The organism is Pseudomonas sp. AU11447 (assembly GCF_001672555.2).
In the GTDB taxonomy this organism is placed as follows: Bacteria; Pseudomonadota; Gammaproteobacteria; order Pseudomonadales; family Pseudomonadaceae; genus Pseudomonas; species Pseudomonas nitroreducens.
In genome coordinates this window covers 26,975-46,760 of the sequence record NZ_LZDG02000077.1, presented here as the reverse complement: position 1 = coordinate 46,760, position 19,786 = coordinate 26,975, and the positions used below count along the sequence as shown (strand labels likewise).

The 19,786-nt window shown below is 66.0% G+C and carries 19 protein-coding genes; 12 read left to right on the top strand and 7 right to left on the bottom strand.

Translation table 11 applies throughout. The annotated features are described in order from the left end of the window. Positions 1–167 precede the first annotated feature (167 nt). The gene (locus A6723_RS26665) at positions 168–1,484 is read left to right on the top strand and encodes an NAD(P)/FAD-dependent oxidoreductase (protein ID WP_054907643.1); all 1,317 of its coding nucleotides are present in this window, start codon (positions 168–170) and stop codon (positions 1,482–1,484) included. 63 nt (positions 1,485–1,547) lie between these two features. Next, positions 1,548–2,075 (top strand): DUF3828 domain-containing protein, encoded by a 528-nt coding sequence (locus A6723_RS26660; RefSeq protein ID WP_064979896.1) that lies wholly within the window; start codon positions 1,548–1,550, stop codon positions 2,073–2,075. A gap of 249 nt (positions 2,076–2,324) precedes the next feature. Here the strand turns inward: A6723_RS26660 and A6723_RS26655 are convergent, their stop codons facing one another. After that, a complete protein-coding gene (locus A6723_RS26655; RefSeq protein ID WP_054907867.1) occupies positions 2,325–3,710 on the bottom strand; it encodes an NAD-dependent succinate-semialdehyde dehydrogenase in 1,386 nt (461 codons plus the stop codon). Between the two features lie 144 nt (positions 3,711–3,854). Here A6723_RS26655 and A6723_RS26650 point away from each other — a divergent pair, with 144 nt between their 5' ends. From A6723_RS26650 to A6723_RS26640, 3 genes are all read left to right on the top strand, one after another. Next, on the top strand, positions 3,855–4,733 hold the full coding sequence (locus A6723_RS26650) for a LysR family transcriptional regulator (RefSeq protein WP_054907868.1): 879 nt from the start codon (positions 3,855–3,857) through the stop codon (positions 4,731–4,733). Positions 4,734–4,956: 223 nt separating this feature from the next. Continuing rightward, positions 4,957–5,943: a hypothetical protein gene (locus A6723_RS26645; RefSeq protein WP_139093065.1), complete on the top strand. Its 987-nt coding sequence runs from the start codon at positions 4,957–4,959 to the stop codon at positions 5,941–5,943. Continuing rightward, entirely contained in the window at positions 5,940–6,749 is an 810-nt protein-coding gene (locus A6723_RS26640; protein ID WP_054907869.1) for an N-acetylmuramoyl-L-alanine amidase, read from the top strand. The genes A6723_RS26645 and A6723_RS26640 overlap by 4 nt, the downstream gene beginning before the upstream one ends. 49 nt (positions 6,750–6,798) lie before the next feature. On the opposite strand, the gene A6723_RS26635 is transcribed toward A6723_RS26640, so the two are convergent. After that, positions 6,799–8,346, bottom strand: a complete 1,548-nt coding sequence (locus A6723_RS26635; protein ID WP_054907870.1) for a nucleobase:cation symporter-2 family protein — start codon at positions 8,344–8,346, stop codon at positions 6,799–6,801. 379 nt (positions 8,347–8,725) lie between these two features. Here A6723_RS26635 and A6723_RS26630 point away from each other — a divergent pair, with 379 nt between their 5' ends. Beyond that, the gene (locus tag A6723_RS26630) at positions 8,726–9,610 is read left to right on the top strand and encodes a LysR substrate-binding domain-containing protein (RefSeq protein ID WP_054907871.1); all 885 of its coding nucleotides are present in this window, start codon (positions 8,726–8,728) and stop codon (positions 9,608–9,610) included. A 162-nt stretch (positions 9,611–9,772) separates the two neighbouring features. Here A6723_RS26630 and A6723_RS26625 read toward each other — a convergent pair whose 3' ends face one another. Further along, a complete protein-coding gene (locus A6723_RS26625; RefSeq protein WP_054907872.1) occupies positions 9,773–10,696 on the bottom strand; it encodes an MBL fold metallo-hydrolase in 924 nt (307 codons plus the stop codon). Positions 10,697–11,133: 437 nt separating this feature from the next. Between A6723_RS26625 and A6723_RS26620 the strand changes: the two genes are divergently transcribed. Beyond that, on the top strand, positions 11,134–11,826 hold the full coding sequence (locus tag A6723_RS26620; RefSeq protein ID WP_054907873.1) for a B3/4 domain-containing protein: 693 nt from the start codon (positions 11,134–11,136) through the stop codon (positions 11,824–11,826). A gap of 4 nt (positions 11,827–11,830) precedes the next feature. Here A6723_RS26620 and A6723_RS26615 read toward each other — a convergent pair whose 3' ends face one another. After that, positions 11,831–12,460 (bottom strand): TetR family transcriptional regulator, encoded by a 630-nt coding sequence (locus tag A6723_RS26615; protein ID WP_054907874.1) that lies wholly within the window; start codon positions 12,458–12,460, stop codon positions 11,831–11,833. Between the two features lie 95 nt (positions 12,461–12,555). Here A6723_RS26615 and A6723_RS26610 point away from each other — a divergent pair, with 95 nt between their 5' ends. After that, entirely contained in the window at positions 12,556–13,221 is a 666-nt protein-coding gene (locus A6723_RS26610) for an O-methyltransferase (protein WP_054907875.1), read from the top strand. An 11-nt stretch (positions 13,222–13,232) separates the two neighbouring features. Here A6723_RS26610 and A6723_RS26605 read toward each other — a convergent pair whose 3' ends face one another. Further along, a complete protein-coding gene (locus A6723_RS26605; protein ID WP_054907876.1) occupies positions 13,233–14,156 on the bottom strand; it encodes a LysR family transcriptional regulator in 924 nt (307 codons plus the stop codon). A 163-nt stretch (positions 14,157–14,319) separates the two neighbouring features. Here A6723_RS26605 and A6723_RS26600 point away from each other — a divergent pair, with 163 nt between their 5' ends. Together A6723_RS26600 and A6723_RS26595 are read left to right on the top strand one after the other, a co-directional pair. Then, positions 14,320–14,715 carry a RidA family protein gene (locus tag A6723_RS26600; protein ID WP_054907877.1) on the top strand — a complete coding sequence of 132 codons (396 nt, stop codon included), beginning with the start codon at positions 14,320–14,322 and terminating at the stop codon, positions 14,713–14,715. An 85-nt stretch (positions 14,716–14,800) separates the two neighbouring features. Continuing rightward, complete coding sequence (locus A6723_RS26595; RefSeq protein WP_054907878.1) at positions 14,801–15,301, top strand: GNAT family N-acetyltransferase; 501 nt, start codon at positions 14,801–14,803, stop codon at positions 15,299–15,301. 4 nt (positions 15,302–15,305) lie between these two features. Here A6723_RS26595 and A6723_RS26590 read toward each other — a convergent pair whose 3' ends face one another. Then, the gene (locus A6723_RS26590; RefSeq protein ID WP_054907879.1) at positions 15,306–15,725 is read right to left on the bottom strand and encodes a hypothetical protein; all 420 of its coding nucleotides are present in this window, start codon (positions 15,723–15,725) and stop codon (positions 15,306–15,308) included. 202 nt (positions 15,726–15,927) lie between these two features. Between A6723_RS26590 and A6723_RS26585 the strand changes: the two genes are divergently transcribed. Together A6723_RS26585 and A6723_RS26580 are read left to right on the top strand one after the other, a co-directional pair. Then, positions 15,928–16,317: a hypothetical protein gene (locus A6723_RS26585; protein WP_054907880.1), complete on the top strand. Its 390-nt coding sequence runs from the start codon at positions 15,928–15,930 to the stop codon at positions 16,315–16,317. Positions 16,318–16,766: 449 nt separating this feature from the next. Next, complete coding sequence (locus tag A6723_RS26580; RefSeq protein WP_054907881.1) at positions 16,767–18,461, top strand: amidase; 1,695 nt, start codon at positions 16,767–16,769, stop codon at positions 18,459–18,461. 249 nt (positions 18,462–18,710) lie between these two features. Here the strand turns inward: A6723_RS26580 and A6723_RS26575 are convergent, their stop codons facing one another. After that, positions 18,711–19,727, bottom strand: coding sequence for a GlxA family transcriptional regulator (locus A6723_RS26575; RefSeq protein WP_139093066.1), 1,017 nt, complete (start codon positions 19,725–19,727; stop codon positions 18,711–18,713). Positions 19,728–19,786 lie beyond the last annotated feature (59 nt).

Genomic DNA, 19,786 nt, shown 5'->3' with positions numbered 1-19,786 from the left:
CTCCCATGCACGCCGATCAGTCCCGACTCCCTCCGGGAGAGAGCCGTCCTCTGCAGGCGTTCAGTTCTGAGACTTTGCTGCAGCCCTCGGCGTGAACAGAAATCTCCATGCACGCCGATCAGTCCCCTCTCCCTCTGGGAGAGGGCTAGGGTGAGGGCCTCCGTAGCATGAGTGAACGCCCGATCCTGATTCTTGGCGTCGGCCCCGCCGGAGCCGCCGTCGCCCTCGGCCTGCGCCGTCTCGGTCATCCCGTCACAGTGATCAGCGAATGGCGCCGCTTCGCCGCCGTCGAAGGTGTCTCCCAGCGCGTACTCGAAGGCCTGCGCAATGCCGGCTTGCGGCATGCGCTGGAGTGCGCCGCGCCACCCTCACAGCGTCGCGTGCACTGGAACGGTGTGGAAAGCGCGCAGAACATCGAATGTGTCCTCGACCGCCCGCGCTTCGATGCAGGACTGCGCGAGGACCTGCGGTTGGCCGGCGTCGAACTGATCGAAGCCCAGGTGCTGGGCGTGGCGGAAGACGGCCCCGGCTGGCGCGTGAAAATCGAAAACGGCCGGGAAGTGCAGGGCGCTTTTCTGGTCGAGGCGCGAGGACGGCAGGCGCCCTTGAGCCAGAAGGGAATGAAAGCCCGGCGCGGCCCGGAAACCCTCAGCCTGCTCAATCGCTGGCAGGGCGGGCCCGGTCCTTTGGCGACTGCGGTGGAGAGCCTGCCCGACGGCTGGGCGTGGATGGCGCGGCTGGAGGATGGGCGCTGCTACTGGCAGCTCACCCTGGACGTCGCCAGCAGCCAGTTGCCGCCCCGCGAGCAGTTGTTGGACTACTGCCGCGAGCGCCGCCGCGCGTCGAGGCTGGTCCGGCAATTTTTCGGGGATGCCGAGGAGCGCGAACTGGACCTGCACGCCCGCAGCAGTACGGCGATCCTCTGCCTGGAGGCTTGCGGCGATAACTGGATTCGCGTGGGCGATGCGGCGATGGCGGTGGACCCGCTGTCGGGCAATGGCATCTTCCAGTCGCTGTCCTCGGCCTTGCAGGCGCCGCTGGTGATCAACACGCTGCTGCGTGCGCCGGAGCGAGCGGCCCTGGCCAAGCGCTTCCACCAGCAACGGGTCGAGCAGCTGTTCCTGCGCTTCGCTCGCGTTGGCCGTGACTTCTATGCCAGCGAAGAACAGTGGAGTGGCCAGCCGTTCTGGCAGGCGCGCCGCGGGTGGCCGGACGAGCAGCCGAGCCACGTGCCGGCGGATTTCGCCAGCCTGCGCATCGAGCGTGCACCGGTCCTGAAGGGCGAGTTCGTCGATGAGGCGGAAGTGGTGGTCAGCGCCGATCAGCCGCTGGGCATCTGGCACCTCGACGGCCTGGAGCTGGCGCCCTGGCTGCGGCGGCTGCGCACGGAGCCGGAAGCCCAGGTGCTGGCGGACCTGCCGCCGGAACGGCGTCGAGCCTTCCAGGGCTGGCTGCTCGCCCAGGGCTATCGCCCGCAGCTTTAACCACTTCACGGATTTTCGAGGCTGCGCCGGGCGATGATGTACGGCTGCCCGATGGAGAACCCCATGGCCTTCCTGCGATCCGCCTTTGCCCTGTCGCTGATCCTGCTGACGCTCTTCGATACTTCGCTCGCAGCTTCGACGTCGGCGGTCGACACCGCCAGCGCGGAGCGCTTCCTGCGCCAGTTGTACGCCAGCTATTCGCCGGACGGGCCGGGCGTGCCGAACCAGTCGCTGAAGGAGGAGGACGTCTACGATGCCTCGCTGATCGCCCTGATGAAGGCCGACCAGGACGCCGCCGATGGCGAGCTGGGCTACCTGGGTGGCGACCCGCTGTGTGATTGCCAGGACTGGGGCGATATCAAGGTGAAGTCGCTGGAGTTTGCCCCGGTGGACGACGAGCGAATCAAAGCCCGGGTGGTGCTCAAGGATGCACTGACCGGGGAGGACCGCGACCTTGGCCTGCTGTTGCATCGTACGTCAGGCGGCTGGCTCGTCGAGGACTGCTTCAACGAGCAGGGCAGCCTGGCGGAGAATCTGCGGCATAGCACCCGTGAGCTCCTGCAGCTGAAGAAGGGCGCGGCCAAGCCCTGATGCAGAAGCGCCTCAAGTTCTTGTAGGGCGCATAACGCGCAAGCGTTATCCGCCGAAGGATGAGCCGGCGGATAACCTGTTCCAGGCTATGCGCCCTACGGCTTGAGGTCGGACTTCGGTCCGGTTCGCGAGCAAGAAGTCTGCCCCTGCAAAGGCCCTTCTGCCTTGAACGAAACGCACGGTACATCGCCCATGAAAAAGGCCCCGCTACCGCTTGGCGATAGAGGGGCCTTCTGCTTTCAGCGTGGCTTACTTGCGGTCGATCCAAACGGTCTGCGGGTTGGTGAACTCGCGCAGGCCGAAGTGCGACAGCTCGCGACCGAAGCCGCTCTTCTTCACGCCGCCGATCGGTACGCGGGGATCGGAAGCGGAGAAGCCGTTGATGAACACGCCACCGCTGACCAGGCGACGGGCCATGTGCTGGGCCTTGGCCTTGTCGGCAGTCCAGATCGCGCCGGAGAGGCCGAACTCGCTGTCGTTGGCCAGTTCCAGGGCGTGCTCGGCGTCACGGGCGACGATCAGCGAGGCGACTGGGCCGAAGATTTCCTTCTTGAACGCGGTGTTGCCCGGCTGCACGTTGGCCAGCACGGTCGGCGCGTAGTAGTTGCCTTCGCCGTCGAGCTTGTGGCCGCCCAGCAGCAGGGTGGCGCCGTCGGCGATAGCCTGTTGTACCTGGCCGTCCAGCTCGTCGCGCAGGTCGAAGCGGGCCATCGGGCCGACGAAGGTGTCGTCCGCCAGCGGGTCGCCGATCTTCAGCGCTTGCACCGCAGCCAGCAGCTTCTCGGTGAAGGCCGGGGCAATCGATTCTTCGAGGATCATGCGCTTGGCGGCGATGCACACCTGGCCGCAGTTGCCGAAGCGGCTGGCGACGGCGGCCTTCACGGCGGCGTCGAGGTCGGCGTCGGCGAGCACGATGAAGGCGTCGGAGCCGCCCAGTTCCAGCACACACTTCTTCAGCGCGGCACCGGCCTGGGAGGCGATGGCGGCGCCCGCGCCGACGCTGCCGGTGACGGCGATGGAGGCGATGCGGTCATCGGCGATGGCCTTGGAGACCAGCGGCGGCTCGACGTTCAGCACCTCGAACACGCCTTCCGGCAGGCCGGCCTGCAGCCAGGCGTCGCGCAGCTGATAGGCGCAGCCCATGACGTTTGGCGCGTGCTTGAGCACGTAGGTGTTGCCGCCGAGGATGATGCTGACCGCGCCACGCATGACCTGCCAGGTGGGGAAGTTCCACGGCATCACGGCCAGGACCGGGCCCAGCGGCAGGTAGGAGATGTACGCGCCTTCGATGCTGGTCTTCTCGTCTTCGAGCATGGCCGGGCCGTTGTCGGCGTACCACTCGCAGAGGTTGGCGCACTTGTTGATCTCGCCACGGGCCTGGGTGACCGGCATGCCCATTTCCTGGGCTTCCATGCGGGCCATCGGCTCGACGTTGGCGCGCAGCACTTCGGCCATCTTGCGCAGCACGGCGACACGTTCGGCGATGCTGGTGTCGCGCCATTGGCGGAACGCGGCATCGGTGCGGGCCAGCGAGGTTTCCAGCTGGGCGGCGTCTTCGAAGGTGTAGCGGGCCAGTTCCTGGCCGGTGGCGGGGCTGCGGGAGATGGCAGCGGGGATGGCGGCGATCTGATTCATGGTGAGTCCTGCTTGTTCTGTGTAGGGGCGCAAGGCCGGTCGTTCGTCCGGGCGCACTGGCTCCGGAATGGGGCAGAAATTAAGATGCCTAACCATTCATGTAAAATGAATAATCAAGAAAGACTCTTTCTCTCGGAGAGAATGATGGACCTGACCCAGCTGGAAATCGTCCGCGCCGTCGCCACCGAAGGCAGCATCACCGCCGCCGCGGCCCGTCTGCACCGCGTGCCTTCCAACCTGACCACGCGGATCAAGCAGCTGGAGGCGGAGCTGGGCACCGAGCTGTTCATCCGCGAGAAGCTGCGCCTGCGTCTGTCGCCGACCGGCCGCAGCTTCCTCGAATATGCCGAACGCATCCTCGATCTGGTGGAGGAGGCCAGGCAGGTGGCGGTGGGCGCCGAGCCCCACGGCAGCTTCTCCCTGGGGTCGATGGAGAGCACGGCAGCGGTGCGCATCCCGGAGATGCTCGCGCGTTACCACCAGCATTGCCCGAAGGTGCAACTGGACCTCTCCACCGGCCCCTCGGGCGAGATGATCGACGGGGTGCTCTCCGGCCGTTTCATCGCCGCCTTCGCGGACGGCCCGGCCAACCACCCGCAACTGGACGGCCAGCCGGTATACCGCGAGGAGCTGGTACTGATGAGCGCCAGGTCGCATCCGCCGGTGCATGACGCGCGGGACGTGGCGGGGGAGACGGTATTCGCCTTCCGCGATACCTGCTCCTACCGCAAGCGCCTGGAGGGCTGGTTCGCCGAGCACCGCGTGGTCCCGGGCAAGATCGTCGAGATGGAGTCCTACCACGGCATGCTTGCCTGCATCGCGGCGGGCGGTGGCGTGGCGATCATCCCGCGGGCGATGTTCGAGAGCCTGGCCGGCGGCCGCAATGTGGCGATCCACCGCCTGGCGCCACATCACGCCGATGCCAGCACCTGGCTGTTCTGGCGGCGCGGCACCGACACGCCGGCGCTGCGGGCGTTTATCGGGCTGCTGGACGCGCCGGGCGCGGAAACCGAAGCGGCTTGATTTCATCGCTGAAACAGCACCTGTTTCAGCGCTGCAACGTAACGGTGGCGAGACGCCCGAATTTATCCGCAAAGCCCCCTTGCAGAGCCTTTGCGCTGCGCTAACGTGAGCTGGACTGTCAGCCGTGCGAATGCGCGGAAGGCGCCAGTGGTTGAAGCATTGGGCGCATGCCGTGGCGCTTCGCGACAGGGATCGTTTCCATCCCTCGTTGCCCGGAGCCGCTATGGACACACGCACCCGGACTCGCCGCGCGAATCGTCTGCAAATATGGACGATGGGCGCTGGCCTGATCTTCCTTTCCCTTCTGCTGGCCTGGCTGCTGGTGTCGTTGTGGCCGCAACACTACCCGAAGTTCCCGCTGGCCGGTGTCGAAGGCGATGCCGGCGCGCAATGCCTGCTCGGCTGGTGCCCTGGCCCAGATGCCCGGTTGCTGGTGATGGTGATGGTCGCAGGCGGCCTGGGCAGCTTCGTGCATATTGCCAAGTCGTTCGGCGACTTCGTCGGCAACGACCGCTTCATGGCCAGCTGGATCTGGTGGTACATCCTCAAGCCCTTTATCGGCATGATCCTCGCGCTGATGCTCTACCTGGTCATCCGCGGCGGATTCCTCACCGTTGGTACGACGGCGGCTGCCGATGACGGCGTGGTCAACGTCAACCTCTATGGCCTGGTGGGCATGGCATGCCTTGCCGGCATGTTCGCCAAGCAGGCCACCGACAAGCTGGGTGAGCTGTTCGACACCCTGTTCCGGACCCGTGAAAGCGACAAGCGTCGCGACGGCCTGAGCAACCCCGTGCCGATATTGACCGATGCACAGCCTGGCGCCGTGGATGCCCAGTCCCTCCATGTCAGCCTGCAGGGCGGCGGTTTCGTGCGCGGTGCCGTTGTCCAGGTCAACGGCGTGAGCCGTGAAACCACCATCAGCGACAGCACTCGCCTGGCGGTGCAACTGCTGGAGGAGGACTTGCTGACGGGCCGCCAACTGAGCCTGGTGGTAGTCAATCCGCCTCCAGGTGGAGGCGCCTCGGCGCCGCTGATGCTGCCGCTGCTGGAGCCGGCCGTGGCGCCACTCGCGGCGCCGGTGGGGCTGTCGGCGCCTGGGGTCGTCATGCTGCACCCGGAGGTTGAGATCGACGGTTGCGATTGCCCCATCGAAGAGGAAACCGCGGACGAGGACCTGCCCGCCGCCACCGGAGGAGTCGAAGCATGAGCTATGCATTGACCTGGTTGCCGGACGTGCTCGAAGCCGCCGGCTTGAAAGTAGCCCGTGTGGACGGCTGGAGCGGTCGCGGCGTGGGTGATATGGGGCAGGTGCACGGCGTGATCTGCCATCACACCGCTGGCCCGTTGCGCGGCAATATGCCCAGTCTCAAGACCCTGATCGAGGGGCGCCGTGATCTCAGCGGGCCGCTGGCACAGCTGGGGCTCGGGCGCGACGGCACCTATTACGTGATCGCCGCCGGCCGCTGCAACCATGCCGGCAAGGGAAGCTGGGAAGGCATAAGCTCTGGCAACAGCAGCTTCATCGGCATCGAGGCGGAAAACACCGGGCTCGATGAAGCCTGGAGCGACGTACAGATGGACAGCTACCAGCGCGGTGTCGCGGCCATTCTCAAGCACCTTAAGCAGGACGAACAGGCCTGCGCCGGCCACAAGGAGTACGCCCTGCCGCATGGGCGCAAGAACGATCCGACCTTCGACATGGAGGCATTTCGCGCGAGGGTGCGCGAGATACTCGATGGCAAGGCGATCCTGCGTCCGATGATCCCGGCCCTGGAGCCGGATACGGTGCCTGGCCGGTTACCGCGGCCGACCTTGCGGCGCGGTGCGGTAGGTGACCTGGTGCGCCTTGTCCAGCGTGCCTGTGGTGCCGATGAGGACGCCCATTTTGGCGCGAAGACCGAAGCTGCGGTGCGGGAGTTCCAGCGCCGCCACGAGCTGGTGGCTGATGGCATAGTGGGGCCGAAGACCTGGCGGCTGGTCGATCAGGCCCTGCTGCAGGAACAGGCGCCCTGAATGAAAAAGGCCCCGGAAGGGGCCTTTTTCATGGACGTCTGACTGAGTATCAGGCGCTGCTGTTCACCGTCTCGCGCTTGAGCGGTCTGGTCGCTGGCGCGTGGTGCTCGTCGTGGTCGTGATCGTCGACGATTACCGGTACTTCGTTGCCCTCGGCGTCAAACAGCTTGCCGTTCTGGAAGTAGTCACCCTCGTTCAGCGCGGCGATGTCACGGTAGCGCAGGGTGCGTTCCTCGGCGGCGACGAATACCGACTGCTGGTCCGAGTTGCCGGTCTTGAAGTGGTTGAACAGCAGGTTGAGGCCGATGGCCATGATCGCCGCCGAGCTGATGCCCGAGTGGAAGATGGTGGCGAACCAGCTGGGGAAGTGCTCGTAGAAGCTCGGCGCGGCGATCGGGATCATGCCGAAGCCGATCGAGGTGGCGACGATGATCAGGTTCATGTTGTTGCGGTAGTCGACCTTGGACAGCGTGCGGATGCCGCTCGCCGCCACGGTGCCGAACAGCACCACGCCAGCGCCGCCCAGCACGGAGGAGGGCACCGCGGCGATCACCCGGCCCATCACCGGCAGCAGGCCGAGGGTCACCAGGATCAGCCCGCCAGTGGCTACCACGTAGCGGCTCTTGACGCCGGTCACGGCCACCAGGCCGACGTTCTGGGCGAACGCGCTCTGGGTGAAGGAGCCGAAGATCGGCGCCAGGATGCTGGAAGCCATGTCCGCGCGCAGGCCGTTGCCCAGGCGCTTGGAGTCGACCTTGGTGCCGATGATCTCACCGACGGCGAGGATATCCGCCGAGGTCTCCACCAGGGTCACCATGATCACGATCAGCATCGAGATGATGGCGGCGATGTGGAAGGTCGGCAGGCCGAAATGGAAGATCGACGGGAAGGCCACCATCGGGCCTTCGGCCACGCGGGAGAAGTCGGTCATGCCCAGGGCGGCGGCGATCACGGTACCGATCACCATGGCCAGCAGGATCGACAGGCGCGAGATGGAGGCGCTGCCCAGCTTGCTCAGCAGCAGGACGATCACCAGGGTGAGCGCGGCCAGGCCGATGTTGGCCATGCTGCCGAAGTCCGGTGCCTTGGGGTTGCCGCCCATGGCCCAGCGCGCCGCCACCGGCATCAGCGTCAGGCCGATGGTGGTGATGACGATGCCGGTGACCATCGGCGGGAAGAACTTGGTGATACGCGAGAAGATCGGCGTGATCAGGAAGCCGATGAACGAGGCTGCCATCACCGCACCGAGCACGGCGGGCATGCCGCCGCCCTCATAGCCGCCACCGAGGATGGCGATCATGGTGGCGACGCCGGCGAAGGATACGCCTTGCACCAGCGGCATCTGTGAGCCGAAGAAGGGGATGCCGAGGGTCTGCAGCAGGGTGGCGAGGCCGCCGGCGAACAGCGAGGCGGCGATCAGCAGGCCGATCTCGCTGGGGGAGAGCCCGGCCGCCTGGCCGAGGATCAGGGGCACGGCGACGATACCGCCGTACATGGTCAGAACGTGTTGCAGGCCGTACGCCAGGTTGGCGCCGATTCCGAGGTTCTCGTCTTCCGGGCGTGCTCCGGCGGACGCTACAGCTGAACGATCATTCATGGCTGAGGACTCGCTTGTTTTTGTTGTGCGGCCACTGTAGACAAAGTTCGTGTGAAATATCCACTGGTTTGTATACATTTTCGCGTCCGATGGTCCGGAATCTGACCGGGCGGTTAAGTGCTTTTTCCGTTGAGATCGCTCTGCAATCAGCGTTATGCATGAAATCCTGACTCGGGATGCTTTGCCCAAAATGTGTGCATTTCTGAATCCAAAAGCACCAGTTGGCTGCATGCAAAGCGCCGAAAGGTTCTTTGCGGCCACCTGGACACAGGACTTCGCAATTTGTGGGCCAGGGGGGCTTCGAGCGCGTTGCGTTCCCCTGCGAAGGCCGCTCCTGCTATAACCGTCCGTCACGATTTGCGCAGGACTGCTTCAGAAGATGGCCCTCCCGCCACTGCACAGTTTCAGGGTGTTCGAAAGCGTGGCCCGCCTGGGCAGCCTGGCGGCGGCTGCCGTCGAACTGCACGTCACCACCGGCGCGGTCAGCCAGCAGGTCAAGGCGCTGCAGGCCGGCCTGGGAGTGGAGCTGTTCGAGAAGCGCGGCCGCCAGTTGGTGCTGACCGCCAGTGGGCGAGCGCTGCAGAAGAGCGTGGCCAGCGCGATGGACGAGATCAGCGGGGCGGTCCTGGCGTTGCAGGCAGGAGGGCGCCCGGACGAGGAACGGGTGGATATCTGCCTGTCGATCCCTCCGGCCGAAGGCGTGGAGTGGCTGACCCGGCCGTTGTTGCGCTTCATGGAGGAGTCGAGTTCGGTGCGGGTGAGCGTGATCACCGCGCCGGGCATGCCCCAGGTGGACTGGCGCCGCGCCGACGTCGCGGTGATCTATGGCACGCCGCCGTGGTCGGGTGTCTGGTGGCGTCTGCTGCATGGCATCCGCATGACGCCGGTGTGCAGCCCGCAGTACCTGCGTGGGCCGCTGGCCATCGTCGAGGCCGCGGACCTGGCGCGGCACCGGTTGCTCCACGAGGACGATGGCAGCCAGTGGCAGCAATGGCTGGCCGAGGCTGGCCACAGCCGCGGAGGCGCCGAGGACATCCATTTCGAGGATTTCGGCATGGTCCTGCAGGCGGCGCGCGATGGCTTCGGCGTGGCGCTCAGCGACGAGACGGTTTCACAACGCGACCTGGACGAAGGCCGGCTGGTGTGCCCGCTGCCGATCTCGGTAGCGGCAGTGCACAACTACTACGTGGTCTGCCCCGAGGCGAAGCGGGAACGCCCGGAGGTACGGGCGTTCATCGAGTGGTTGCTGTCTGTGGGTGAGTAGTGCTCAACCCGCCAGCGCTGTGGGTTGGAAGTATCTTTAGGAGCGAGCTTGCTCGCGAACAGCAGCCTACCTTCCTGCACTTTTGTATCAGGCTGACCCCGCTTCGCGAGCAAGGACTGGGCGTCCCTCTCGGTCCTACAAAAGGCGGGTTGGGCGCAGGCCTCAGTAGCCGTACCCGCGCCCATCCGTGAACTGGATGTCGGTCAGGATGCTGATGTCCTTCTCCACCTTGTACAGCTCCGAGCTCCTGATCAGTTCCGGGTCGCTGAAGGCTTCGCCCTTGGCGCGGCCGGCCTGGATCTGCTGCATCTTGTCGCGAACCGCCACGACGTCGGCGTAGGTCATGGCCGGCACCTTGCTCGGGTCCTCGTCGGCGTGGGCGCCGTAGAGGGTGGTCTGCGGGTTGATCACCTTCAGGGTGGTGTCCAGCGAGGCGACGTAATCCTTCAGGTTCCCCGCCAGCAGCCACGACGGATACAGGTGGTCGCCGGAGAGCAGGATGTTGTGCGCTTCGTCAAACAGCGCAACTTCGTCCGGCGTGTGGCCGGGCATGCTCAGCAGGCGCAGCTTGAGGCCGCCCAGATCGATCACTTCATCGGGCTTCACCAGCCGAGACACCTTGAAGGGCGCCAGGGTCATGTGGTCGATGTTGCCCAGGTAGACCGGCTCTGGCACCTGGTAGAGGCCGTCGGCGCGGCGGAATTTCGCGGTGAAGGGCGTATCCACCAGGTAGATGCTCTGGAAGTTGTGCAGCCCGCCCAGATGGTCGAAGTGCAGGTGCGAAGGCAGCACCGAGAGCGGCTTGTCGGTGATCTGGCGGGCGACCTGGGTGATGTCTTCCTTCTGGTTCGCGCCTGAGTCGAACATCAGCGCGTGCTCAGAACCCACCAGCAGGTACGAATAGTTCTTCTGGTAGTAGTTCGGCTCGCCGATGGCGTAGAGGAAGTCCGTCAGCTTGTGTACCACGAAGGCCGGTTTTTCTACCTTGAGGGCATCGGCCTTGGGCGCCTCGGCGGCGGTGGCGGAGAACGGTGCGCCGAGGAGGGTAGTGGAAGCCAGGGCCAAGGCTTTGATCAGTGTGCGCATGGGGCGCGAACCTCTTTGTCGTTGTTTTGGGTGGGAATGGCGGCGGGTATTTCCGTCAGCCCATCTCAACGCTGGCGAGGGCGCACTTCAATCCACGATTTTTGTGGCCCGACAGTTCAGATCAGCTAAAGCCTGACAGTTGGGCGGTATTAGCAAAGTCGATTTGCGTGATATCCGATAAGCAGGGCTAATACTTCATTCGGGGATTTCATGGCAGCGAGAACGCCATGCCGGTAGAACTGCGCTGGTCGGGCGCGCTTTTCGCGCCCCATTCCCCTGTTACCGGAGCTATTCCAATGACGTCCAGATGGACCACATTGCTGTGCGTGCTGAAAACCCTGTCTGTTGCCTGGGGCGACTACAACAAGCGCAACTTCGTTCGCCGCTGAGGCGGGCAATTCGATCGTCCGCATTCGCTGTACACCAAGGATTTCGCCATGCATCCCGTCACGCCTCGCATTGATCCCGCCATCGCTGCCATTGCCCCCGGCTTTCGGGCTCTGAGCATCACGGTCGAGGCTGCGCCGATCCGCCACCCGGCGGTGGCCGAGCAGGCCCTGCAGCGAGCCTGCGCGGCGCTCCTGGCGGGCGAGCCGGCCTGGGCCGAGGCACACCTGGCGGCGTGGGCCGAAGTGTTCCGCCGCTTCGGCGCCAAGCCCCAGCGCACGCCCTGCTCGGCGGAGGCGTTGCGCAAGCGTGTACTGCGTGACGGCAGCCTGCCGGTGATCGATCCGGTGGTGGACCTGTACAACGCCATCAGCGTGCAGTTCGCGATTCCGGTGGGTGGGGAGAACCTCGCCGCCTACATCGGAACCCCGCGCCTGGTAATCGCCGACGGCAACGAACTCTTCGACACGATGAAGGACGGCACGCCGGCCCACGAATCGCCCGACGCCGGCGAAGTCGTCTGGCGTGACGACCTCGGTGTCACCTGTCGCCGCTGGAACTGGCGGCAGGGCGTGCGCACCCGCCTGGACGCCGAAGCGCAGCAGATGTGGTTCATCCTCGAAAGCCTGCCGCAGATGCCGCTGGAGGCCCTGCAGGGTGCGGGTGAGCAGTTGATCGCCGGGTTGCAGGAGATGATGCCGGGCGCCAAGGCCGAGGCGCTGCTGGTGGAGTGCCGGGAGTAAGCCTCTACTGCATGAGGCTCTTCAGGTAGGCGCAGAACATATCTGCCATCGCGTCGCTGAATGCATCGATCTGCTCGGCGCTGCGCGGGCTTTCCGAGAACTGCTTGCCCACCGAGCCGAGCGTCGTGGTGATCAACTCGCAAGCCAGCGTACGTTGTGCTTCGGGAGCGAGCGGGAGCGCTTCGGCGATGAACGCCTGGAAAATCCCCTCGCCGGCGGCCTTGGCTTCGCGGGCCTCCGGCGCATCGCGGTAGAGTGGGGCGGCATCGCTCAGGGCGATGCGCATTCGCGCCTCTTCGCACTCGGAGCGGATGAAGGCATGGACGAGGTTGCGCAGGCGCTGCAATGGCGCCTGCGTTTCGTCCGCCAGCAGGCCGCGCAACATCTCCGTGGTTTGCCGCCACTCGTCGCTCTGCAGGCGGAACAGGATCGCCGCCTTGTTCGGGAAGTACTGGTACAGCGAGCCGACACTGACCCCGGCGCGCTCGGCCACGCGCGCGGTGGTGAAACGCGAGGCGCCTTCCTTCTCCAGAACCTGAACAGCGGCATCCAGAATGGCTGTCACCAGGTCGTTGGAGCGCGCCTGTTTCGGCTCCTTGCGCGTGGAAATACGCGGGCTTCGGCGTTCGGGCATGGGGCTCTCCGGCAATGCGAATAGTGGAACCTGACGAATTCGTCGCATTCTAGTCGGGCGCTTTTTCGCGCTCAATCCCCTATCCGGAGACCACCATGACGACCCTCACTTCTGCCCCCGTGGCACCCCTGCTGCAACGCCTCTTCGAGGAAGCTGATGCGGCCTCTCCCCAGTCCAGCCCGGCCTTCGCCAATCTCGACCAGGCCGCGCTGACGCGCCTGATGCAGAGCAAGACCGAGTACCGTGAGCTCTACGGCCAGCTCAAGGATCAGCCGCTGCCCGTCTCGCGGGAAACCGGTGCGTTGCTCTACATGCTGGCGCGCAGCATCGGCGCCAGGCACATCGTCGAATTCGGCACTTCCTTCGGTATTTCGGCGCTGCACCTGGCGGCTGCCTTGCGCGACAACGGCGGCGGCCGGCTGATCACCAGCGAGTTCGAGCCTTCGAAAGTGGCACGCGCCCAGGCCAACCTGGTCGCGGGTGGCGTGGCCGACCTGGTGGAAATCCGCGAGGGCGATGCACTGCAGACGCTGGCCCGCGACCTGCCCGAGAGCATTGATCTGCTGTTGCTCGACGGTGCCAAGTCCCTCTACCCGGAAATCCTCGCCCTGGTGGAAAACCGCCTGCGGCCCGGTGCGCTGGTCATCGCCGACAACGCCGACTACAGCGCGGAGTACCTGGCGGAGGTCCGCCTGCCGGGCGGGCGCTACCTGTCGATTGCGTTTGCCGATGACGTGGAATTGTCCATGCGCCTGGGTTGAAGTTGCGCTGTCTAGAGCTGGGGCTGGGCCACCGGCGCGTGCCGCGCCATCAGCTCGACGATCCAGTCGATGAACACCCTCAGCTTCGCGCTGACGTGGCGGTTGGGCGGGAAGGCCACGAACAGCGGCATGGTTTCCATCGTCCAGCCGGCGAACAGCTCCACCAGTTCGCCGCGCGCCACGGCCTCGTCGGCCATGTAGCGCGGCAGCCAGAGCACCCCCATGCCGGCGATACCGGCGGCGAGGTAGGCGTTGCCGTCGTCCACGGTCAGCACCGGCCGCCCCTGGACCTGCACGGTCTCCCCGTCCTTGTGCAGCGCGTACGACAACGGCTTGCCGGTGCGCGCCCAGAGGTAACCGACGATGCGCTGCTGGCTGTTCTCCAGATCACGCGGGTGCTCCGGCACTCCGGCGCGCTGCAGGTAGGAAGGCGCGGCAAAGACCCCCAACTGCAGGTCGCCGACGCGCCGGGCCATCAGCGATTGGTCGGTGAGTTCGCCCCCGCGCACCACGCAATCCACATTCTCATCGATGAGGTCGACCATGCGGTCGCTGACGCCCAGGTCGATCTGGATGTCCGGGTAGCGCGCGTGGAAGCCCGGCAGCGCGGGGATCAGCAGGATGCGCGCCAGCGGGCTGGGCACGTCCACCCTTAGCCGCCCGCGGGGTTCGGCGGCGGCGCTGGATAGGCTGGTCTCGGCGTCATCCATGTCCGCCAGCAGGCGCACCACGCGCTCGTAGTACGCAGCGCCGTCGGCGGTGAGGTTGAGCTTGCGCGTGGTACGGTTGAGCAGTCGCACACGCAGGCGTGCCTCCAGCTGCTGGATCAGCTGGGTCACGCTGGTGCGGCTCATGTGCAGGGTGTCGGCGGCCTTGGTGAAGCTGCCGGTTTCCACCACGCGGGCGAAGGCTTGCATCGCATCGAAACGGTCCATGGCGGCTCCGGCTGGCTCAGGAAGGAGGGCGCTGAGAAGGGCTGATTGTTTGGATTCTACAAACAATGCTGACCAGTGTTGCCCGATTATCGCTGCCCGCGCGCGCCGTAACCTGCCTCCATCGTTGAACCGGGGCCATCGCGCCCCTCGCTGGAGCAAGCAGATGAGTACACGTGACGTGGTTTTCCCTTCCGGCCGCCAGGCTCTTTATGAACGCAACCGCTATTCCCCGGCGATCCGCAGCAACGGCCTGCTGTTCGTCTCGGGCCAGGTTGGCAGCCGCGAGGACGGTTCGCCCGAGGCCGGGCTGGATGCCCAGGTGCGGCGCGCCTTCGCAAACCTCAACGCGGTCCTCGACGCCGCCGGTTGCAGCTTCGATGACGTGATGGACGTGACGATCTTCATGGTCGACCCCCAGGCGAATTTCGAGCGCGCCTGGCAGGTTGCCTCCGACTATTGGGGCGCAGCCCCCTATCCGACGGTGACCGCGGTGGGCGTGACCTGGCTCTACGGCTTCGATTTCGAGATCAAGGCGATCGCGCGCCTGCCACAGGGCTGAGGCCGGCCGCAGGGCAGGGCGGCGAGACGGGACGGCCGGGTTTCTTTACCATGCCATCCTGTTTTGCCCTGCCAGGATTTCCCCCATGACCGCGCCGACCTTCCGCACCGCCGTTCCCGCCGACACCGACCGTTGCTTCGCGATCGAAACCACCGCCTACGAAGGCGACGAAGCGGCGACGCACGAGAAGATCGCCACGCGTATCGCGCAGTACCCCGACGGCTTCCTGATCATGCAGCTGGACGGCGAGATCATCGGCTTCATCAACAGTGGCTGCGCGTTCGACGTGGTGATGTCCGACGAGGACTTCAAGGAACTCATCGGCCATGATCCGGCGGCGCCCAACGTGGTGATCATGTCGGTGGTGATCGACCCGGCGCAGCAGGGCAAAGGCTATGCGTCGCTGCTGATGCGCACCTTTGTCGAACGCATGGCGGGCCTGGGCAAGCGCACCATCCACCTGATGTGCAAGGACCGCCACGTGCCGCTCTACGAGCGCTTCGGCTACCGCTACGTCAAGCCGTCGGCGTCCGACCATGGCGGCATGGCGTGGCACGAGATGGTCATGGAATTGCCAGCCGCCTGAGCCTTCAGCGCTCCGGCCGATCGTTCACCCGGTCGCGGGTGGCGCGCTCGGCCAGCCGGTCGAAGGATTCCGGCAGCAGCGCCGCCTCGCCCTGCTCGTCGAGCAGTTGGCGGAATACCAGGTGGTCCGGGAAGCTGCGGCTGATCAGCGTAAGCAACTCGGTGCCGCGCTCGGTCAGCTCGAAGTTGTTGCCGGTGCCGCCGTGTTCGCGCGGGCGCTCCTGGATATAGCCGTTGGCGAAGAGATCGCCCTCCAGGTCGCCGGCGACCTTCTTCAGATGATCCGTGCTGCCCTCCACCGGCTCGCCCTGCAGCCGGTGCTGCTCGGCCACTTCCTCGCCGCATTCGCGAGCCTTGTAGGGTTGGTCAGCGCATTCCTGGGCGCGCAGCAGCAGGCGTTCGATCAGGTCCCAGTCGTAGCTCATGGCATGTCCTCCGGGGTTGGAAAGGCGGGGGCTTCCTGATTTGCGACAGGCCATGGCGGGGAGGGTTCGAACTTCCTGCGCAGCGGTGCGCAACCATCAATACCGTCGAGCTTCACTATCGATGCAATCGAGTGGTGCGCGGTCCGGGCGCGGCTGACTATCTGCCCTACGAGATCGATGAACCGAGCAAGGGACAGAATCGATGAACACCCAGCGCCCCACCGCCAATCGCCCGGCTGCCCGTATCGCCCTTGGTTCGCTACTGCTGGCGGTGGCAAGCCTGACCGGATGCGCGGCGACCTCCGAAAGCCAGCTGAGCTGGGACAGCCTCGGCGGCATGACTGCCCAGGACAGCAGCGCCTACCTCAACTGCGTCGACGGCAGGCTGACTCCCGGCACCGCCACGTTCGTCAGCGACCGCGGCACCACCCGCCAGCTGCTCACCGGCAGCGCTGATCCGCTGCAGGCCAGCGGCATCGTCCAGGTGACCCCCATCGCCGGTGGCAACCATTTCAGCGCCTACCAGCGCAGCGCGTGGCAGGACAAGGGCGAGCTGCTGGACGCCGCCTACCAGTGCTCGCAGCACGGTTGATGATCTGTAGAGGTTGATATGTCTTCGAGCGGGTCGCTCCCCCCAGCGACCCGCCCAGCGCCGGCAGGCGGCGAGTAGCCTGCGCCAGCGTCTGCCTCCGGGCTTTCGCTGATTCACTCTCCAAGGGTGCTTCCCCCGGCACCCGTATCTCGCCCGTCGAGTCCGCGCTCGGCGGGCGTTTTTTTTAATTTACGCGTGTTGTGTATTCTGATCGGACATGCCAGTGTGTGCGCCCTGGCGGCTGTATTCGCCCTGCCTTGCCCAGGATGCGCATCCGGTTTGTCCGCCGGGCGCTGAACGACGCCGCCGGCCGACGGTAAACTCACTCCCGTCGCGTAACAGAAGTACAAGAGAATCGAGATGAACACGCATTTTCCGACTTGCGCCGTCTGGGTCCTTCGCGACGCAGACCTGCCCCTTCCCACCAACCTTCAGCCGACGGTGAAAGCATGATCGAGGTAACCGAAGTTTCCATTGCGCAGCTGCGTGAAGCCCTCGAGTCGGGCCGCACCACCGCGGTCGAACTGGTCAAGGCCTACCTCGCGCGCATCGATGCCTACGATGGCCCGACCAAGCTCAACGCCGTGGTCGTGCGCAACCCCGAGGCCCTGAAGGAAGCCGAAGCCTCCGACGCCCGCCGCGCCCGCGGCGAAACCCTCGGCCCGCTGGACGGCATTCCGTACACCGCCAAGGACAGCTACCTGGTGAAAGGCCTGACCGCCGCTTCCGGCAGCCCGGCCTTCAAGGACCTGATCGCCTACCGCGACGCCTTCACCGTCGAGCGCCTGCGCGCTGGCGGCGCCATCTGCCTGGGCAAGACCAACATGCCGCCCATGGCCAACGGTGGCATGCAGCGCGGCGTCTACGGCCGTGCTGAAAGCCCGTACAACCGCAAGTTCCTCACCGCGCCCTTCGCCTCCGGCTCTTCCAACGGTGCCGGCACTGCGACCGCCGCGAGCTTCTCGGCCTTTGGCCTGGCGGAAGAAACCTGGTCCAGCGGCCGCGGCCCGGCCTCGAACAACGGCCTGTGCGCCTACACCCCGTCCCGTGGCGTGATCTCGGTGCGTGGCAACTGGCCGCTGACCCCGACCATGGACGTGGTGGTGCCCTACGCCCGCACCATGGCCGACCTGCTGGAAGTGCTCGACGTGGTCGTCGCCGAAGACGCCGACAAGCGCGGTGACCTGTGGCGCCTGCAGCCGTGGGTACCCATCCCCGCCGTTGCCGAAGTGCGCCCGTCGTCCTACCTGGACCTCGCCGCCGGCCCGGAAGCCCTCAAGGGCAAGCGCCTGGGCGTGCCGCGCATGTTCATCAACAAGGACGAACTGGCCGGCACCAGCGAGAAGCCCGGTATCGGCGGCCCGACCGGCCAGCGCATCAACACCCGCGCCTCGGTCATCGACCTCTGGGAACAGGCCCGCAAGGCCCTGGAAGCCGCCGGCGCCGAAGTCGTCGAAGTGGACTTCCCGCTGGTTTCCAACTGCGAGGGCGACCGTCCTGGCGCGCCGACCGTGTACAACCGTGGCTTCGTTTCCGAGCAGTTCCTGCATGACGAACTGTGGGAACTGTCCGGCTGGGGCTTCGACGACTTCCTCCGCGCCAACGGCGACCCCAAGCTGAACAAGCTGGCCGACGTCGACGGGCCGAAGATCTTCCCGCATGACCCGGGCACTCTGCCGAACCGCGAGGATGACCTGGTCGCCGGTATGGACGAGTACGTCAACATGGCCAAGCGTGGCCTGAAGACCTGGGACCAGATCGAAACCCTGCCCGACGGCCTGCGCGGCCTGGAGAAGACCCGCAAGCTCGACCTGGAAGACTGGATGGACGGCCTGAAGCTGGACGCCGTGCTGTTCCCCACCGTGGCCGATGTGGGCCCGGCGGACGCCGACGTGAACCCGGAGTCGGCCGACATCGCCTGGAGCAACGGCATCTGGGTAGCCAACGGCAACCTGGCGATCCGTCACCTGGGCGTGCCGACCGTCACCGTGCCGATGGGCGTGATGGCCGACATCGGCATGCCGGTGGGCCTGACCTTCGCCGGTCGCGCCTATGACGACTCGGCGCTGCTGACCTTTGCCGCGGCCTTCGAGGCCACCGGCTCCAAGCGCCTGGTGCCGCCGAGCACGCCGCCGCTGGGCTGATCGGTCAGTTGCTTCCAGCAGGATGAAAAACCGCGCCCCAGGGTGCGGTTTTTTATTGCCAGAAGCGCTGGGTGCGACGTTTTCGATGGTCTCGTGTGTTGATGGGCCATGGTTCGCGAGCAAGGACTAGGCGTCCCCCTCGGTCCCCACAGGGTGTGGCGGTCCTGCTCCTTGTAGGAGCGAGCTTGCTCGCGAACCCCTGCCGGCCTGGCGCGACAGCCGGGAAGCCATCGCGGACAGAGTCCGCTCCTACGGGGAGCGCTCGGATGTGCGTTGCGCCTTCACGCAACCGAAACGCGCTTCCCTGGACGGCGAGTAGCCGTAGAAGGACGTGTAGCACTTGCTGAAATGGCTGGGCGAGACGAAGCCGCAGGCCAGCCCTACCTCGTACATCGGCAGGCTGGAATGCTGCAGCAGGCGGCGGCTTTCGGTGATGCGCAGCTCCAGGTAATAGCGCACCGGCGTGGTGCCCAATTGTTCCTGGAACAACCGCTCGATCTGCCGCTTGGAGCGCCCGACGTAGTTCGACAGCTGGTCCTGGCTCAGCGGTTCCTCGATGTTCGCACTCATCAGGTTGATCGCCTCGCGCAGCGGCTCGCTGAGCTTTTCGTGCAGCGCCGGGCGAGTGCGGCGGAAGCGCGACTCCTCGAAAGCGAGGATGTCGACGATGGCGTCCACCAGTTCGCGGCCGTGGCGCGCGTTGATCCACTCCAGCACGAGGTTGAAGGCGCCGGTGGGGCTGGCGGCGGTGAGGCGGTCGCGGTCGGCCTGGTAACTCTCGCTGGTGACCTCGCTGTGCCGGGCGATCTCCGCCAGCGCCGCGCGGTTCTCCGGGTGGATGGCGCAACGGTAGCCGTCCAGCAGGCCGGCCTGGCCAAGGAACCAGGCGCCGTTCCACAGGCCGGCGAGAGCGATGCCGCGGTCGGCGGCGATCTGCAGCAGGCGCGTCAGTTCGGGGATTGCGCGCAGCGGGGTGCGCAGGCCGCCGCACACCACCAGCAGGTCGAGCTCGACGAGTTGCGCCGAGGTCAGCGTCGCGCCGGGGCAGATCACCAGGCCCAGGTCGCTGGTGACCGACTCGCCATCGAGGCTGAAGGTCTGCGTGGCGAAGGTCTGTGCGCGGATGAGGTTGGCGGTGACCAGGGTATCCAGCGCCTGGGTGAAGGCCGGCAGGGAGAAGTGCTCCAGCAGCAGGAAGCCCACCCGCGCGAGCCGGCCGGGCTCCCGGGACTCACCGTCGAGGTAGCGCAGGTTGCGCCCCTGCATGGCACCACTGAACTGGCGGCGTTCGACCAATCGGCACCTCGTCTCGTTGTGTGGCGGAG

What these genes read in the sequence shown, in the direction of transcription:
- A6723_RS26665 (WP_054907643.1), top strand. Translation starts at nt 168, where the DNA reads ATGAGTGAACGCCCGATCCTGATTCTTGGCGTCGGCCCCGCCGGAGCC.
- A6723_RS26660 (WP_064979896.1), top strand. Translation starts at nt 1,548, where the DNA reads ATGGCCTTCCTGCGATCCGCCTTTGCCCTGTCGCTGATCCTGCTGACG.
- A6723_RS26655 (WP_054907867.1), bottom strand. Translation starts at nt 3,710, where the DNA reads ATGAATCAGATCGCCGCCATCCCCGCTGCCATCTCCCGCAGCCCCGCC.
- A6723_RS26650 (WP_054907868.1), top strand. Translation starts at nt 3,855, where the DNA reads ATGGACCTGACCCAGCTGGAAATCGTCCGCGCCGTCGCCACCGAAGGC.
- A6723_RS26645 (WP_139093065.1), top strand. Translation starts at nt 4,957, where the DNA reads ATGGACACACGCACCCGGACTCGCCGCGCGAATCGTCTGCAAATATGG.
- A6723_RS26640 (WP_054907869.1), top strand. Translation starts at nt 5,940, where the DNA reads ATGAGCTATGCATTGACCTGGTTGCCGGACGTGCTCGAAGCCGCCGGC.
- A6723_RS26635 (WP_054907870.1), bottom strand. Translation starts at nt 8,346, where the DNA reads ATGAATGATCGTTCAGCTGTAGCGTCCGCCGGAGCACGCCCGGAAGAC.
- A6723_RS26630 (WP_054907871.1), top strand. Translation starts at nt 8,726, where the DNA reads ATGGCCCTCCCGCCACTGCACAGTTTCAGGGTGTTCGAAAGCGTGGCC.
- A6723_RS26625 (WP_054907872.1), bottom strand. Translation starts at nt 10,696, where the DNA reads ATGCGCACACTGATCAAAGCCTTGGCCCTGGCTTCCACTACCCTCCTC.
- A6723_RS26620 (WP_054907873.1), top strand. Translation starts at nt 11,134, where the DNA reads ATGCATCCCGTCACGCCTCGCATTGATCCCGCCATCGCTGCCATTGCC.
- A6723_RS26615 (WP_054907874.1), bottom strand. Translation starts at nt 12,460, where the DNA reads ATGCCCGAACGCCGAAGCCCGCGTATTTCCACGCGCAAGGAGCCGAAA.
- A6723_RS26610 (WP_054907875.1), top strand. Translation starts at nt 12,556, where the DNA reads ATGACGACCCTCACTTCTGCCCCCGTGGCACCCCTGCTGCAACGCCTC.
- A6723_RS26605 (WP_054907876.1), bottom strand. Translation starts at nt 14,156, where the DNA reads ATGGACCGTTTCGATGCGATGCAAGCCTTCGCCCGCGTGGTGGAAACC.
- A6723_RS26600 (WP_054907877.1), top strand. Translation starts at nt 14,320, where the DNA reads ATGAGTACACGTGACGTGGTTTTCCCTTCCGGCCGCCAGGCTCTTTAT.
- A6723_RS26595 (WP_054907878.1), top strand. Translation starts at nt 14,801, where the DNA reads ATGACCGCGCCGACCTTCCGCACCGCCGTTCCCGCCGACACCGACCGT.
- A6723_RS26590 (WP_054907879.1), bottom strand. Translation starts at nt 15,725, where the DNA reads ATGAGCTACGACTGGGACCTGATCGAACGCCTGCTGCTGCGCGCCCAG.
- A6723_RS26585 (WP_054907880.1), top strand. Translation starts at nt 15,928, where the DNA reads ATGAACACCCAGCGCCCCACCGCCAATCGCCCGGCTGCCCGTATCGCC.
- A6723_RS26580 (WP_054907881.1), top strand. Translation starts at nt 16,767, where the DNA reads ATGATCGAGGTAACCGAAGTTTCCATTGCGCAGCTGCGTGAAGCCCTC.
- A6723_RS26575 (WP_139093066.1), bottom strand. Translation starts at nt 19,727, where the DNA reads ATGCAGGGGCGCAACCTGCGCTACCTCGACGGTGAGTCCCGGGAGCCC.